Below are 15,189 nucleotides of genomic sequence, written 5' to 3'. Positions count from 1 at the left end.
GCCGCAACACCGGGTCACGCTGATCAGCGATGCGTCTTGATGCTGGTCCAGGTGCGAGTGCGGATCCGCTCCACCGCCGCCGGCACCGGCTCCAACGCGAACAGAGTCTTGCGCGCCTCGTCCGGCACATACATGGCGGGGTTGTTGCGGATATCGGCGTTGACCAGCGTCGTGGAGTCCTTGTTCGGGTTGGGGTAACCGATCTTGTTGCTGATCCGGGCAATGACATCGGGACGCAAGATGTAGTTGATGAACGCGTAGGCCTCTTGGGTATGAGGGGCGTTGGTGGGCACCATCATGACGTCCGACCACATCGGTGCGCCCTCCTTGGGCAGCGCCATTTCCACCTTGACCCCCTTCCCTGCGTCCTGGGCCAGTCGTTTGGCCAGGGCCACCCCACCGGACCAACCTACCCCTACGCAGATCTCGCCGTTGGCCAGGTCCATGCCATAGCGTGACGAATTGAAGTAGGTGATGTAGGGACGAACCTTGAGCATGGCCGCCTGCGCCTTTGCGTAGTCCTCACGTTTCTGGCTGTTGGGGTCGAGCCCTTCGTAGTGCAAGGCGATGGGCACGATCTCGTTGGCGGCGTCGAGCAATCCCACGCCGCAACTGGCCAGCTTGGCCATGTTCTCTTCCTTGAAAAGGATGTCCCAGGTGTTCATTTGCACATCGGCGCCCAGCACCTGGCGCACCTTGTCGACGTTGTAACCGATCAGCGTCGTGCCCCACAGGTACGGCGCCGCATAGCGGTTACCCGGATCACCCACCGCCTCCAGGGACTTCATGAACTCGGGGTCCAGATGCTGCCAGTTCGGTAATTGGCTGCGGTCCAGGGGTTGGACGGCACCGGCGGCAATCAGGTGGCTGACGTTGGAACTGCTCGGGTAGACCACGTCATACCCGGAGTTGCCGGTCAGGAGTTTGGACTCCAAGGTCTCGACGCTGTCGAAGACGTCGTAGATGGGACGGATGCCGGTTTCCTCCTCGAAACTCTTGAGGATTTCAGGCGGCAGGTATTCGATCCAATTATAGATTCGCACCGTCCGCTCTTCGGCCAGGCTTGCGCCACTGACCAGCATCGAAACGACAGCGCCCAGCAAGGTGTTGCGCAAAAACATGCTCATGATCAAACACTCCAGCGCGGCCGCGAAGGCTCGCGGCACTTAATAGCGGTAGGTGAAGTAGAGTTCCAGCGCGCTGAATTTCCGGTCGTCGCCGAATACTTGCTTGGCCGCTGCCATGGGCTTGACCCAGTTATAGGACAGCGAGGTGGACAGCGACTTCGAAGGCGCCCAATCCAGGAAGACTACACTCTCGTCGGCAAACCGTTTGTCGCTGACGGCGGTGCCCATGTAGTTTTTTTCGTCGAGCCAGAACTGGTAGTGGATCGCACCGAGCGTAAGGGTTTCGTTGAGGTGGGTCTTGAGTGAGAACTGCTGGACGTTTTCGTTGCTGTTGAACAGCAGGTAGTTGCCGACGACATCGCCGATCAGCCAGGTGCTCCAGTCGACGAAGCCCTTGCTCAACGGATCCCAGGCTTTCTGTCGGTTGTCCGTGAGGTTGTCGTCGCCGGAAAAGCTCGCGTAGCGGTAGCCAATCACCGGGGTCAACGGCAGCGTGCTGAAAGTGTAATCCGCCTGGCCATACCAGGCCTTGGCGTCGTAATCCACGCCTTCGCCGCTGCCTCGCTCAAGGGCATATTCGGCATTGAGGGTCAGGTCCGCGATGCCCGGGAGCCTGGCGTTCAACGCCCTTACGTTGTACACCAGCATGCCATCGCGGCGACGCGGCAACGTGCTGCCCTTGGGGCCCATGGCCTTGACCTTCAACGCGGTGGCGCCCAGCGTCACCTGGTCGTCGAGGTTGTAGTCCAGGTTCGCGCCGCTCATGCGAAAGTCACCCAGGTCGCTGTCGGTGCCCAGGCTGAAGCCCTGGACCTTCAACGCGCCATGATCCCAGGCGACCACCGCCGAATCCTTGAAGGCAGTGCGTGGGGCGAGCCAGTAGGCGCCGTCGTTCAACTGGTCGAGGTTGCCATCCATCACGATGAAACCGTTGCCGATCATGTAGTTCTGGCGACCGCCGGTGACCGTCCACTCCCCGGCCCGGAAACCGCCATAAAACTCTTCGGTCGACAGCTTGCCGTCGGAGCTACGGGTGAAGCCACCGGCATCACCATCACCGAAGGTGGTCGCGCCCACCAGGGAGCCGCCAGCCAACAGGCTGAAATCCGGCTGCACGGTGTACTCCAACTTGACGCCCGGCTTGACGTAGAACTCCTGCCAGTCGATTTTCGTGCCGCGATTCTTGCCGCTGCGCATGTCCACCACGCCGCCGCCAAAGTTGACGTTGCGGGTAGAAAGGACTGCGCCACCGGCACTGAAGTTGACCTCGCCCTTGAGGTTGCCCTCCTCGAAGGTGTAGCCCGCCCAGGCAACCTGGGCGGTCAAGGGTAACCCGAGCACGAGGAACGTTCGGGACAAACGCATCATGGAAACCATATGGAGCTCCTGTGTGATTATTGTTGTTACAGGGCAGTAAATGGCGGCGCAAAACCGCGCCAACACCTGGTGGGGCCAGGTGAGCGGAACGCAAAATTCTTGTGTTTATCGGATGAAGTCAGGGCGTCAGGTGCGCCGCGATGGCACGCAGCATGCGCACGCTGTCGCCGTCGAATGGGCTGACGGCCTCGCCCAGGGACGACTGCTTGACGATCACCACGCCGGACGGTTTGTCGATGAACAGGTATTGACCATGGATGCCACCGGCCATGAGCGCCTGGCTGTGGTCGTTGAAGACATACCATTGGCTGCGGTAGGACGCGCCTGGGGTCCAGCTCGAAAAGTCAGGGGATGCAGCGTAGATCGCGGGGTCGGCTCCGGCGGCGATACCGGCCAGCGCCTCGGCCGAGAGCAGTTGTGACCCACCCTGGCGGCCATCGTTGGCCAGCAGACGGCCGAAGCGCGCCATGTCACGCAAGGTCGCACTGAAACCGGCACCGGCGACGCTGCGGCCCCAGGGGTCCGCCAGGAAGTAGCCGTCACGTTCACAGCCCAACTGGCTCCAGATCTCTTGGAGCAACTGATGGCAGGCCTTGCCTGATGCCCGCTCCATGACCCAGGCCAACGCCTCGGTGGTGGCCGTCACGTAATGGAAAAAGCCGCCGTGACTGCCGCGTTTCCTCAGTGAGGGCAAGTACTGATACAGGGATTCGAAGGTCGCGTACTGCGCTGGCGCCGGCTGGAAACCGCAGGCGTAACCGTATTGGGAACTCTCTGAATCCGGGTCCTCATAGACCTCGCTGTAATCGACGGCCACCGCCATGTCGAACAACTGGCGCACGGTGGCATCGGCAAACGCGCTGCCCGCCAGTTCCGGTACGTAATGGGTGGCCGTCAACGTAGGGTCCAGCAAGCCTTCGCAGACCAGTTGCTCGCCCAAGGCACCGATCAGCGACTTGGTCACCGAAAACATGATGTGTCGGTCCTGGGGACGCTGGCCGTTGAAGTAGCGCTCAAACAGTACGGTGTCGCCCTGCAAGACCAGGAAAGCATCGGTCTGGCTGGCGACCAGGTGATCGATCACGCTGATGCTCAAGCCACACTCGCTGTCGAAGTGCAGCTCATCCAGCGCCTGGAGCGCCTGCCTGAACGCGCTGACCGGACCGCTGCCGGCCTGCACATCGATGGAAGGACGCAAGCGCGCCAGGTTGCGGAAACCCCATTGGTTGAACGGTGGGCTCATCCAGTTGTGCCAGGTGACGCGGCGCTGGGGTTCGGCGGGAAAGCCTTGCATGAGTGAAGGCGCCAGGCGTGCGTCAAATGGCGATTCGTGAGTCTCGACGTAAAGACTGGCCAGTGAAGGCACGGTGTTCTGATTCATCGGGTTGCCCCTGCAAAATGACTCTGCGTGAAAGCAGATGCAGAGAAATAATTACCCGATGTAATTTTTTAGTCAATAAATCTTTTTACCAGCAATTAGCTATCCACCGCCGCCTGAGCGGTGTCGCGAATCCGGGAACTGGCGTTCATGCAGGCCTGTCACTCTGTTCAATGGTCTTGCCCGGCACCTAATGACTCCGCCATTCGAACCAGGTCAGCGAAGGACTTGGCGTGCATTTTTTTCATCGCGTGGCCGCGGTGGATTTTCACGGTGATTTCGCTCAGGTTCATCTGCCCGGCAATCTGTTTGTTCATCAGGCCCTTGGCAGCGAACGTCATCACCTCTTTTTCACGGGCCGTCAGCGTTTCGTAGCGGGCATGCAGGTCCGCAAGCTGACGCTCGACGGCTCGGCGCTTGACGTCGGCCTGGAGTGCGGCTGACACCGCGTCCAACAAATCCTGTTCACGAAAGGGTTTGGCCAGGAAATCCACGGCCCCTGCTTTCATTGCCTTGACCGACATTTCGATGTCGCCATGGCCGGTGATGAAAATGATGGGGATAGTGACGTTCGACCCCGCCAACTGACGTTGAAAGTCCAGGCCGCTACTACCTTGAAGCCGTACATCGAGCACCAGGCAACTGGCACCTTCGGTCTTGGGTTGTTGGAGAAAGTCCGCCGTGGAGGCGAACGTCTCGACGCGTATGCCGACCGAGCGCAAGAGGTTGCTTAATGCATCGCGCATTGAGGCATCGTCATCCACCACGAACACAATTGAATCCTTGCTGCTCGGGTCATTGGATGGGGAATTGCCGTTCATGCACGATCCTCTTGGGGAGTGGGCGGAAAAAAATTGTAGCACAGCGCCTTGGGCCGAAAAGTACGGTAGGAATGGCCCGAACCGTGATGTAGACGCTATGCAATGAGCTGGGGGTGCAACGCTGATATCAGTGCAAAAAGATGACGAGGTCGATGCAGGTACGCATTGATCTGGCTGCTGTAACTTTCCCCGGTGGTGCACCAACTGCAAAAGTGCTCGCAGTTATTGGATAAGACCCTGTATTGGTCTTCGCCTAGTCGCGAACGCGCCCGATTGGCAACTTCTTCGGCGCAATATTCACAGTGTTCGTCAACTATCCACACGGGCTTGCCTTTGGCGAAATGTTCAAGATCGGTCACTTCGATAGGCCCCGACTTGAGGGAACCGCTGAACCCCGAGTAATGGGCAACTTCTGCGCCGCCAAGGTATATGCCGTGATGCAGGTAGAACCGGCGAGGGCTGACCAGGTGTGCACCTATGGGCACGCTGCCCGGGGCCTGCTCGATGTTGACCGGTTCCAATGAAACATCCGACATGTCTTTCGGCAGTTGACCTTGGGACGTGGGCGCACTCAAGCGATAGAAAACATTCGTTGTCATGAGTGCCAGGCAAATAAGCACAATGGAACGCAGTGATGAAAACTCATCCACGGCATGGGCAGTTAGATTATTCATGAGAAGAGACTCCGCAACCCTTGAAAACACTGTATCGCCGGGGTTGCGGAGTTTCATTTGTACATGGGACTGATTTCAATGACCGGTTGATATACAGGTCTTAAACCTAAGTATTAATCAAGACATTGTCGTTGAGCTGAAGGCTGCGATGGGCAGCGTGAATTGAACAGTGGCACCGCGGGGTGGGTTGACGCTTGCCCTCAAACTGCCGCCATGGGATTCAATGATCGAACGACAGATCGATAACCCCAACCCCAAGCCCGTAGGCTTGGTGGTGTAGAAGGAAGTGAAGACCAGGTCGGTACTGTCCGAGGCGAACCCCGGCCCGGTGTCACTGACACTCACCACGATGCATCCGGCATCATCGCGCACCGTGCAGATAAGCAACTGCCGCTCGCCTTCGCTGACACCGCTCATGGCCTCGAGCGCATTCATGATCAGGTTGAGCAACACCTGTTGCAGCTCTACACGGTCGCCTTCGATGGCGGGTAAACCGTCCATGAGTTGCGTCTGTATCGAGGCGCCACTCTTGCCGATCTGGCCACGGGTGAAGTCGATCATCTCGCTGATCGCCGCGTTGATGTCTACCGGTCCCTTTTGCGGTGGCGCCTTGCGGATATGCCCACGGATGCGACCCAGCACGTCCGCCGCTCGGTTGGCATCGAAGATGAGGCGCTCCAGCACCTGCCGGACCTCCCCGATTTCCGGCGGTTGCACGTTCAACCAGCGCAATGCGGCATTGGCGTTGAGGATGGCCGCGGCAATTGGTTGATTGACTTCATGGGCGATCGAAGCCACCAACTGCCCCATGGTCGCGACACGGTTGGCGTGGGCCAGCTCGGTCTGAACCTCGCGATAACGCCGCTCGCTTTCGCGGATTTTTTCTTCCGCCTGCCTGCGTTCGGTCAGATCCAGCACAAAGGCGACCCCTTCCCTGCTACCGACTTCGAACTTCGCCAGGCCGACGATGACCGGCAGTCGGCTGCCGTCCTTGCGCAAATATTCCTTCTCATAGGGTCGGGCATGCCCGGTCAGCAAAGCGTGGGCCAATCTACGTTCGCTGAGTTCTCGAAACTCAGGGACCGTCAGGTCTGCCCAGCGCAGATGGCCCGAGGCAAGGTCTGCTCGTTCGTATCCCAACATACGCAGAAAGGCATCGTTGGCTTCGATGATCTCGCCGTCGGCGTTCCAGACGAGGATCCCAATGATGTTGGCGTCCACGAGGCGCCGGATCTTCGCTTCGCGTTCCGCGACCTCACGGTACAAGCGAGCATTTTCCAGCGAAATGGCAGCCTGTGAAGCCACCAGCTTCAACACGGCGATCCGGGTCGGACTGAACACACGGGCCGCCAGATTGTTTTCGAGATAGAGCGCGCCGACGAGCCTGGCCTGGTTCATCAACGGCAGGCAGAGAATCGAACGGGCCCGCTGCTGCCGGATATAGGGGTCTGCGGCGAACGGCGCCTCGGCCACGGCATCGTCAAGGAAAACGCTCTCTCGGGTGCGCAGCACATGATAGAGAATCGACTCGGGCAGCAGCGTCGCACTCACCCGCTCATCGCGTAACTGCGTTGCGTTGCCGCCAGTAGTCACTTGCGCCGCGACCCGATGCTCGCCGCCATCGGACAGGATCAACAGCCCGCGTTCGGCGCCGGCCTGTTCAATGGCCGTGCACAGGATCATATCGATCAGCTTTTCCAGGACGATTTCGCCCGATACGGCTTGGGAGACCTTGAGTACCGTGGCAAGGTCAAGATGTTCGACCGGTGTCGCCATCGTTGTCGTCGGGCCGAGTTCAGGCGCTTCGGCCCTCAACGATGGGTACTTGTTCTCCAGTTGCCGCACCTTGCCATCGGCACCCCAACGCTGGTAACCGTAACGGGCATCCTGCAAATAGACCCGAGCGATTTTCCCGAAGCCCCGCGCCGCGTAGAAGCGCGACGCGAGTTCATTGGCAAGCGCCTCGATGTGCACGAAGCCACTCTCTTGCGCGGAATCAATAGCCTGCTCGTAAAGCAACTCGGCGTCGATCATGCGCCCTTCAACGCGGGCGATTTCGGCACCCACCAGCGCGGCGCGGCTGGCGAAATTTTCCGGACACTGCTGCGCCCAGGTCTGGAGCCACTGCTGATCGGCAACTATCGCCAGCAAGTGCTGCCCATGCTCGTCCACCGGGAGGCTATCGCAGCGGGCGGCCCGGGCCAGGGCGCCATAGAAATGAAACTCGGCTTCCTCGAAGAACGACTGGCAAACCCAGAGTAAACGCTGCGCCTTTGCAGCGGCCTCCAATGCCGCCTCAGCATCGTCGGCCATGTAGCGAACCTGTAATTTTCGTACCCAGTACAAACACTCAGCCAGTACCAGATCCGGATTGCTGGCCAAGTGGGTTTCGATGCCTGACTCGGTTAGCTCGCCGTCGTCCAGGCGACCAAAGGTTAGCGTCGAGCCTCGGAGCATCCGGATCAGCGCCAGTTGCGTGATGATGAAATCAGTCACCAACCCGAAGCGTACTTTCCTGGCGTAAACAAGACCCCGCTCGGCTTCGCCTTGTATATCGGACAACAGCTCGCCGGCGAAGAGCAGATCGGCAGTGAGGTTGTTGCCCGCGTAGGCGCCATACGGTAGATCGCCGATTCGATTCGCCGCCGTAAACGAACGACGCAACAGGTCGCGGCATTGCCCCACAGGCTTCATCCAGCGTACGGCAAAGCACGAGAAGCAAAGATAGGTGCTCGCCTCGAATCGAGCCAAACCACGTTTCTCAACGAGCTCGCAGCCAAGCTGACCGAATCGGAAGCCCACTTGGTAATCACCGAACCGGCGACCGGCGACCCTGAATAAATTGGCGTAGAGCAAACATGAAGCATCGCAGTTGCCATGCTCAAGGCTCAGATTGACCGCTTTGCAGATCAACAGGTCCGCCAGGTTCGCTTCACTCTGCAGGGCTGGCGCGAAGAGTTTCCCCAACGCATTGACGGTCACCAGGGACGTCGCATCCTCCATCAACGGCAAGTCGATAAGGTCCTTGATTGCCCGGTCCCCCAGTAGCGCTCCGATACGGTCGTACTCGCTGCGCACGTCATCGTCGCTCGGATGGGCCGACCACTCGATCCCCACATGCCGCAGGTAGGCCAGGCAGACCGCAACCGCACCGTCACTGCGATCCAGGAGCAAGTAGACATCCATTAGCAGGCACGCGACATTGGCCCGCTCGATCACGGTCATGGCGTGATCCGACAACGCCGTGAGACGCTCATCGGCGGCAGACAGCTGCCCGGTCAAGAGCTCGCATTCGGCGCAATTCAACTCCAGCGCGAAAATCAGCCCATGACGACGCGCCCAGCAGTCCTCGCCCAACAACTGCGTCCCGGTGGTGAAATAGTTGAGCGCCGACGCATAAGCCGTCGACGCCTTGGCGCGTTGGCCGGCAATCAGGTTGAATGCAGCCAACTGCTCCCGCTCAGCCGGGTCGGTGATCAATACGGCGCCGCGATTGAGCTGGCCGACGATCTCGAAGATCGCCTCTTCCTGCCCTTGCGCGGATGTCTGCGCGGCGAGCAATCGTCCGATTCGCAGGTGCGTCTCGGCGCGCGAATCCTGGGGGATCAGCGAATAAGCGGCTTCATGAATACGGTCGTGGACAAAACCATAAGCGTCGTCCAGCCGCTCGACCAGTTCCAGGCGAATCGCCTCCCAGAGCACCCCGCGGACCTGCGCCCCGGGAATGCCCAGCACGGTCGAAAGCGCCTCGATCCCGGCGACGTTACCCAGGCAAGCCAGCTGCTGCAGCGCCTGCTGCGTCTCGCCCGGCAGGCGCACCAGCTTACCGACCATCAGGTCCACGACATTGTCGGTGTAGCCCTCGGCATGAATGCGGTCCGGGTCCCACCACCACTGCCGGGCGTCATGATCGAAGGTCAGCAGTTGCCCGTCGGCGAGCGTTTGCAGGAACTGAATCACGAAGAACGGATTGCCGGCGGTTTTTTCCAGCACCAACTGCGCCAGGGGCTCGATGCGGGCCCGCTCGTCATGCAGCGCCTCGACGATCAACTGCTCGATATGCACCTTGGCGAGTGGCGCCAGCATGATCTCGACGACGTTGCCTCCCGCGCTCCGAATAGTCTGGAGCTTGCCTGTCAGCGGGTGGGTGACGTCCACTTCGTTGCTGCGGTAGGCGCCCACCAGCAACAGGTGCCGCACATCAGCGCTGGTCAGCAGATCCTCCAGCAAATCGAGCGTGGCCGCATCGAGCCACTGCAAATCATCGAGAAACAGCGCCAGCGGATGATCTTCGCGGGCGAACACGCCGATAAAACGCCGGAACACCAGCAGGAAGCGGCGTTGCTCCTGTTGCGGATCAAGTGCCGAAACCGGTGGTGGTTCGCCGATGATGAGCTTCAGCTCGGGAATGAGATCGGTCATGAGCCGCGCATTGACATCCAGCGCTTCCTGCAGCGCGTCACGCCAACTGGCCAGTTCCGTGTCACTCTTGCCAAGCAGGGTGCGCACCAGGCTCTGGGAGGCCTGCACCAGCGTCGCATAAGGGATGTCGCGGTGGTATTGATCGAACTTGCCGCTGGCGAACAATCCCCTCGGCGGAACCAGCACCTTGTGCAACTCGTTGACCACCGAGGATTTGCCGATACCGGAATAACCGGTGACCAGGACAAGCTCCGGCGCGCTGCTTTCAACGACACGCGCGAACGCCGCGATCAGGGTGTCGACTTCATGCTCGCGACCATAGAGTTTCTCGGGAATCAACAACCGATCGGATGTGCCATGCTCGCCCAGCGCAAAGGCATTGATGTGGTGCTGTTGCTGCCACTCGGCGAGGCAGCGCCGCAGATCATATTCCAGACTCGTTGCGGTCTGATAACGTTCCTCGGCCGTCTTGGCGAGCAGCTTCATGACAATGTCGGACAGCACCTCGGGAATGGTTCCAACCCGCTCGCGAGGCGGCAAGGGTTTCTTGGCGATATGGTAGTGCACCCACTCGATCGGGTCCGATGCCAGGAATGGCAGCGAGCCGGTCAGCATCTGGTACAGCGTGACGCCGAAGGAATAGAGATCACTGCGTGAATCGATCGAGCGATTCATCTTGCCGGTCTGCTCGGGTGCCATATAGGCGAGCGTCCCTGCGAGGGTCTCGGGCGCCTGCCGCTCCCGTGGCAGCCGTGAGGCGAGGCCGAACCCGGTGAGCCTGGCCTGTCCGTCGAAGCAGTTCACCAGGATATGACTGGGCTTGATGTCTTTATGGACGAGGCCACGCTGGTGGAGCTTGCCCAGTGCCACGGCGATGCTCACCGCCAGACGCAAGAACGTGGCCGTTTCCATGGGCGCAATCAGCAACTGCACGAGTGGCGTGCCGCCTGGATCCTCAAGCACCAGCTGCGTCTGGGCGCCTTCGCGCACCATCTCCAGCGGTCGCACCGACCAGGTGCCATCGAGCTCGTCTTTCAGGCCAAACTCGTGGGCCAGACGGCCAAGGCAGCCGGGACGCGGTTGTTCGGCAGCGGGCCGCGCCACCAGTACGCTGCAATCGCCCTCGACACCCGGACGCAGTTCCCGGCAGAAGATACGTTCACCATCGTCCCATAAAATTTGCATGTAGTTATCCGTCGGCACGCGAGCATTTTGTAGTGGGTTATCCGCCGCACGTTGCCGTCGGGCTGGCATCCGGTGTCACGTCGCATGGCCGATGCCGTCGCGCTGGGGCGACGTCCGTGGCTGCGCTGGGCGCCCGATGAGGATGGGGCTCTGTCGGGATCCAGAACGGGTCGTGTTGCCGATATCTAGATTAACCCCTCATGAAAGCCCTTCAAGTGATTTCATTGGGAACAACGAATTGACTCGCCTTGGATTTTTTGTGTCGAGCCCCAGGCAAACGATGCGTGCCAGTCTAAGCGAGACGTCAGCACCGGTCAGTTGTACCTGCGTACAGCGAAAGCAGCCCTGGGGCAAACTGCTGGATCCAAAGTCAACCCTTTGGTCTTAGCGCACTATACCTAGGTATACTTTTGCACCCGAGGAGACCGCGTATCTTGTAATGACGACAGGCGCTTGTGCGAGCGACCCGATATGCATGACACCCCGATACGCAATACAACGACGATTGCCGTTGTCGATGATGACGAATCCGTTCGGGCCGCCCTCAAAAGCCTGTTACGGTCCAGCGGTTATGACGTTCGAACCTATTGCAGCGCCATGGATTTCCTCGACGCAAACGCCCCGGCGGCTACCCGCTGCCTGATTTCCGATATCCAGATGCCGGGGATGAGCGGCCTGGAACTGCATGAACAGCTCGGTGCCATGGGTTTCCAGATCCCGACCATCTTCATTACCGCTTACCCAGACCTTGGGGCACACATACCGAGGCTGATCGCCTGCCTGCCCAAACCCTGTGATGCCGACAAACTTCTGTCCTGTATCGACACTGCCCTGCGCCAGTAGGAGCTGTGTAGGAGCTGTCGAGTGCAACGAGGCTGCGATCTTTCCAAACACACCTGAATCTCAAGCTAAAGATCGAAAGATCAAAAGATCAAAAGATCGCAGGCTTCGCCAACGCCTACAGCCGTCGAACGGGAGCAGCACCTCGCCACGATGCTTCCATCACGCCACTGACCCCACACCTTCGTATAGATCTCCCGCCACTGACGTATGGTTTCGCTGACCCGATGTAGAAGTGCGCCTGGAAGAGCCCCCCGATACCATGAGTTCACAGCGAGCCAATCGCTGACTCATTGACCCCAGGCGTGCGCTCGTCGGGCCACGCAGCAACCTTACGGGGAACTGGCTATGTCGGCTATCTTCGGGTTACCTCGACGCATTTTGACGCTCATCGGCACGAGCTTCCTGACCGCTTGCACGGTAGGCCCAGACTTCGTGAAACCTGAGAGCGGGCTTGACGCTGTGCTCTTGTCACCCCGACAAGAGCACGCAAGCGTCATCCCGACGTCCGCTGCCGCGGTGCCGTCCCAATGGTGGACACTGTTCAATGACGCCGTGCTCACCGGGCTGCAAGCGCGTGCACTGGCGGGCAACCTTGATCTGCAGATGGCCGCCGAGCGCATCGAGCAAAGCCGCGCCCAGCTGGGCATCGCTGCTTCGCAATTACTGCCCAGCGTAGGCGCCAATGCCAGCTACACCCGTGAGGCCCTCAGTGAAAATGGCAAGTTCGCTGCGTTGGGGGCTCCGACCGGCCCTAACAATTTCTGGCAACTGGGCTTCGATGCCAGTTGGGAGATCGATCTGTGGGGCCGCGCACAACGGGCCCGCGAAGGCGCTGCCGCGACGCTGGAAGCCACGGTTTACGATCGCGAAGCCGCACAGGTGGCCCTGGCCGCCGAAGTGGCACGGACCTACCTGCAATTGCGCGGAACCCAGGCGCAACTGGACATCACCCGGCAAAACCTGACGGTCGCGGAGCGCACCCTCGGCCTGGCTGAAAGCCGCGAGCGTAACGGCGTCGGGACGCGCTTCGAAACCTCCTCTGCCCGGGCGCAGTTGGCCACGATCAAGGCCATGGTTCCTGAGCTGGACCAACGTCGCAACGCCCAGATGAACGCGCTGGCGTTGCTGATGGGCGAACAACCCCGTGCCCTCGATGGGCAACTGGCCAAGGCACTGCCCTTGCCTGCCCTGCCCTCCGGGGTTCCGGTTGGTGTCCCCTCTGAACTGGCCCATAGGCGCCCCGACATCCTGCGCGCCGAAGCCCAGCTACATGCCGCCACGGCTGCCATCGGCGTGGCCAAAGCTGATTTCTATCCGCGCATTGGCCTGAAAGGGCAAATCGGCGTGGAAGCCTTCGACAGTGGCGATCTCGCCAGTTGGGATTCCCGGTTCTTCTCCATCGGTCCCACGGTTTATCTGCCGATCTTCCAGGGCGGACGTTTGATGCAACGCCTGGCCCTGAACGAATCACGGCAAAAAACCGCGGCACTCGCTTATCGCCAAACCGTCTTGCGAGCCTGGCATGAAGTGGACAACGCCCTGGATGCCTGGGGGGCCCAACAGCGTCAACACGATGAACTGCTGATGTCCTATGAACAGAACAAGCAGGCGCTGCATGCCGCCGAGCGAGGTTATCAGCAAGGCGCCGCCGACTATTTGAGTGTACTGACGGCCCAGTCCAACCTGCTGGCCAGCCAAACCCGCCTCAATGCCAACGCGACTGACGCCACGCTGACCGTGGTCAATCTCTACAAGTCCCTGGGTGGCGGCTGGAATCCGGAGGTTGCCCAATGAACAGCGTCGCACTGTCGCCAGCGCACGTGGTGGCCAGCGCAGGGCCTCAGGCCTCGTCCTCGAAACGCTCGATGGTCGGCCTGGTCGGCATTTTTCTCGCCGCCATGATGGCGGGGTTGAATACCCGGGTCGGTGCATTGGCCCTGGCAGATGTGCGAGGCGCAATGGGCTTGGGCTTCGACGATGGCTCCTGGCTCACCACTGCGTACAGCGCCGGCGAGCTGATTGCCATGCCCTTTTCGGCGTGGTTCGCCATCACACTCTCGGTCCGTCGCTTGGAGTTGTGGATGCTCGGCGGTTGTACGCTACTCGCCTTGATCCTGCCCTTCATCCACGACCTGGACCTTTTGCTGACCTTGCGCTTTGTGCAAGGCATTGCCAGCGGCACCACCATCCCGCTGCTGATGATGGCGGCGCTCAAATTCCTGCCGCCCCCCATACGGTTGTATGGCCTGGCGCTGTATGCCATGACCGCGACCTTTGCGCCTAACCTGTCCATCTGGTTGGCCGGGCACTGGACGGACGGGTTGCAGGACTGGCGCTGGGTGTACTGGCAGATCATTCCCCTCGCCCTCATCGCCGCAGGCCTGATCGCCTGGGGACTGGCGAAGGAACCCATCCAGGTCCCACGCTTCCGGCAGGCCAATTGGTTTGGCATGGCCTGCGGTGTGCCGGCGTTCGGTTTGATCACTGTCGCACTGGATCAAGGCGTGCGGCTGGACTGGTTTAATTCACCGCTGATCACGTCTTCGCTGCTGGTAGGCCTGGCCTTGCTGGCGATCTATCTGTTGACCGAGTGGTATCACCCGTCACCGTTTATCAAGTTGCAGATTCTCGGGCGCCGCAACCTGGGACTGGGCTGCACGCTGTTCTTCGCACTGCTGGTGGTGTTGATGTCCAGCGCGTTGTTACCGGCCAACTATCTCGGCGCGCTTCAGGACTATCGCCCCTTCCAGATGGCGTCGGTCGGCCTGATTGTCGCGCTGCCGCAACTGGTCCTGGGGCCCGTGGTTGCGCTACTGCTGTATCAGAAGTGGGTCGATGCCCGTGTCGTGTTCGCCCTGGGGTTGTGCTTGATCGCGCTGGCGTGCCTGGCCGGCTCACAACTGACCAGCGAATGGAACCGCGACCAGTTCGTCATGGCGCAAACCCTGCAGGCCCTCGGACAACCGATGGCGGTGGTCTCGATGTTGTTCCTGATCACCAGCGTGGTGCAGCCTGCTGAAGGGCCTTATGTGTCCGGCACGATCAACACGTTGCGCGCCTTCGGATCGCTGGCCGGTGCAGCGGCAGTTGCCCAGCTCATCACCGTGCGCGGTCGCTTCCATGGAGAAATGTTGCTGGACCAGGGAGCACTGGCAGGTAACAGCCTGGCGTTTGTGCCTGAGCCAGCGCAACTGATGAGTCTCATCGGCCAGCAATCGCTGGTGCTGTCGATTGCTGATGCCTATCGCGTGTTGGGCCTGCTCGCGCTGCTGTTGATTCCTCTGGTGTTGCGACTGACCTACATCCCCGCCCCTGTCATGCACGCAGCCTCAGCACCTTCCTCCTCACACGGGTGACTCATC

9 protein-coding genes are annotated in these 15,189 nt (G+C 60.4%); 3 read left to right on the top strand and 6 right to left on the bottom strand.

The genetic code is table 11. From position 1 onward, the window contains the following. Positions 1 to 23: 23 nt before the first annotated feature. The 6 genes from KI235_RS14245 to KI235_RS14220 all read right to left on the bottom strand — a co-directional run bounded on the left by KI235_RS14245 (position 24) and on the right by KI235_RS14220 (position 10,984). Complete coding sequence (locus KI235_RS14245; RefSeq protein ID WP_003201387.1) at positions 24 to 1,127, bottom strand: polyamine ABC transporter substrate-binding protein; 1,104 nt, start codon at positions 1,125 to 1,127, stop codon at positions 24 to 26. 39 nt (positions 1,128 to 1,166) lie between these two features. Then, the gene (locus tag KI235_RS14240) at positions 1,167 to 2,504 is read right to left on the bottom strand and encodes an alginate export family protein (RefSeq protein WP_003201385.1); all 1,338 of its coding nucleotides are present in this window, start codon (positions 2,502 to 2,504) and stop codon (positions 1,167 to 1,169) included. 118 nt (positions 2,505 to 2,622) lie between these two features. Further along, positions 2,623 to 3,885, bottom strand: a complete 1,263-nt coding sequence (locus tag KI235_RS14235) for a serine hydrolase (RefSeq protein ID WP_027911744.1) — start codon at positions 3,883 to 3,885, stop codon at positions 2,623 to 2,625. Between the two features lie 167 nt (positions 3,886 to 4,052). Continuing rightward, positions 4,053 to 4,703 (bottom strand): response regulator transcription factor, encoded by a 651-nt coding sequence (locus KI235_RS14230; RefSeq protein WP_039011838.1) that lies wholly within the window; start codon positions 4,701 to 4,703, stop codon positions 4,053 to 4,055. Between the two features lie 95 nt (positions 4,704 to 4,798). Beyond that, positions 4,799 to 5,377, bottom strand: a complete 579-nt coding sequence (locus KI235_RS14225) for a lecithin retinol acyltransferase family protein (RefSeq protein ID WP_028237219.1) — start codon at positions 5,375 to 5,377, stop codon at positions 4,799 to 4,801. Between the two features lie 117 nt (positions 5,378 to 5,494). Beyond that, the gene (locus tag KI235_RS14220) at positions 5,495 to 10,984 is read right to left on the bottom strand and encodes an ATP-binding sensor histidine kinase (protein ID WP_212795830.1); all 5,490 of its coding nucleotides are present in this window, start codon (positions 10,982 to 10,984) and stop codon (positions 5,495 to 5,497) included. Positions 10,985 to 11,455: 471 nt separating this feature from the next. Between KI235_RS14220 and KI235_RS14215 the strand changes: the two genes are divergently transcribed. From KI235_RS14215 to KI235_RS14205, 3 genes are all read left to right on the top strand, one after another. Beyond that, the gene (locus tag KI235_RS14215) at positions 11,456 to 11,827 is read left to right on the top strand and encodes a response regulator (RefSeq protein WP_003201377.1); all 372 of its coding nucleotides are present in this window, start codon (positions 11,456 to 11,458) and stop codon (positions 11,825 to 11,827) included. A 345-nt stretch (positions 11,828 to 12,172) separates the two neighbouring features. Beyond that, positions 12,173 to 13,621, top strand: coding sequence for an efflux transporter outer membrane subunit (locus KI235_RS14210; RefSeq protein WP_212795829.1), 1,449 nt, complete (start codon positions 12,173 to 12,175; stop codon positions 13,619 to 13,621). Continuing rightward, a complete protein-coding gene (locus KI235_RS14205) occupies positions 13,618 to 15,183 on the top strand; it encodes an MFS transporter (RefSeq protein ID WP_027911747.1) in 1,566 nt (521 codons plus the stop codon). The genes KI235_RS14210 and KI235_RS14205 overlap by 4 nt, the downstream gene beginning before the upstream one ends. Positions 15,184 to 15,189: the final 6 nt, after the last annotated feature.

Origin of the sequence: Pseudomonas sp. St386 (assembly GCF_018325865.1) — a bacterium.
Taxonomy (GTDB): Bacteria; Pseudomonadota; Gammaproteobacteria; order Pseudomonadales; family Pseudomonadaceae; genus Aquipseudomonas; species Aquipseudomonas brassicacearum.
This window is presented reverse-complemented; position numbering and strand designations above follow the sequence as displayed.

Bases quoted from the DNA above. Each gene is read 5' to 3' on its own strand.
- KI235_RS14220 (WP_212795830.1), bottom strand. From the start codon at position 10,984: ATGCAAATTTTATGGGACGATGGTGAACGTATCTTCTGCCGGGAACTG.
- KI235_RS14230 (WP_039011838.1), bottom strand. From the start codon at position 4,703: ATGAACGGCAATTCCCCATCCAATGACCCGAGCAGCAAGGATTCAATT.
- KI235_RS14235 (WP_027911744.1), bottom strand. From the start codon at position 3,885: ATGAATCAGAACACCGTGCCTTCACTGGCCAGTCTTTACGTCGAGACT.
- KI235_RS14240 (WP_003201385.1), bottom strand. From the start codon at position 2,504: ATGGTTTCCATGATGCGTTTGTCCCGAACGTTCCTCGTGCTCGGGTTA.
- KI235_RS14225 (WP_028237219.1), bottom strand. From the start codon at position 5,377: ATGAATAATCTAACTGCCCATGCCGTGGATGAGTTTTCATCACTGCGT.
- KI235_RS14215 (WP_003201377.1), top strand. From the start codon at position 11,456: ATGCATGACACCCCGATACGCAATACAACGACGATTGCCGTTGTCGAT.
- KI235_RS14245 (WP_003201387.1), bottom strand. From the start codon at position 1,127: ATGAGCATGTTTTTGCGCAACACCTTGCTGGGCGCTGTCGTTTCGATG.
- KI235_RS14210 (WP_212795829.1), top strand. From the start codon at position 12,173: ATGTCGGCTATCTTCGGGTTACCTCGACGCATTTTGACGCTCATCGGC.
- KI235_RS14205 (WP_027911747.1), top strand. From the start codon at position 13,618: ATGAACAGCGTCGCACTGTCGCCAGCGCACGTGGTGGCCAGCGCAGGG.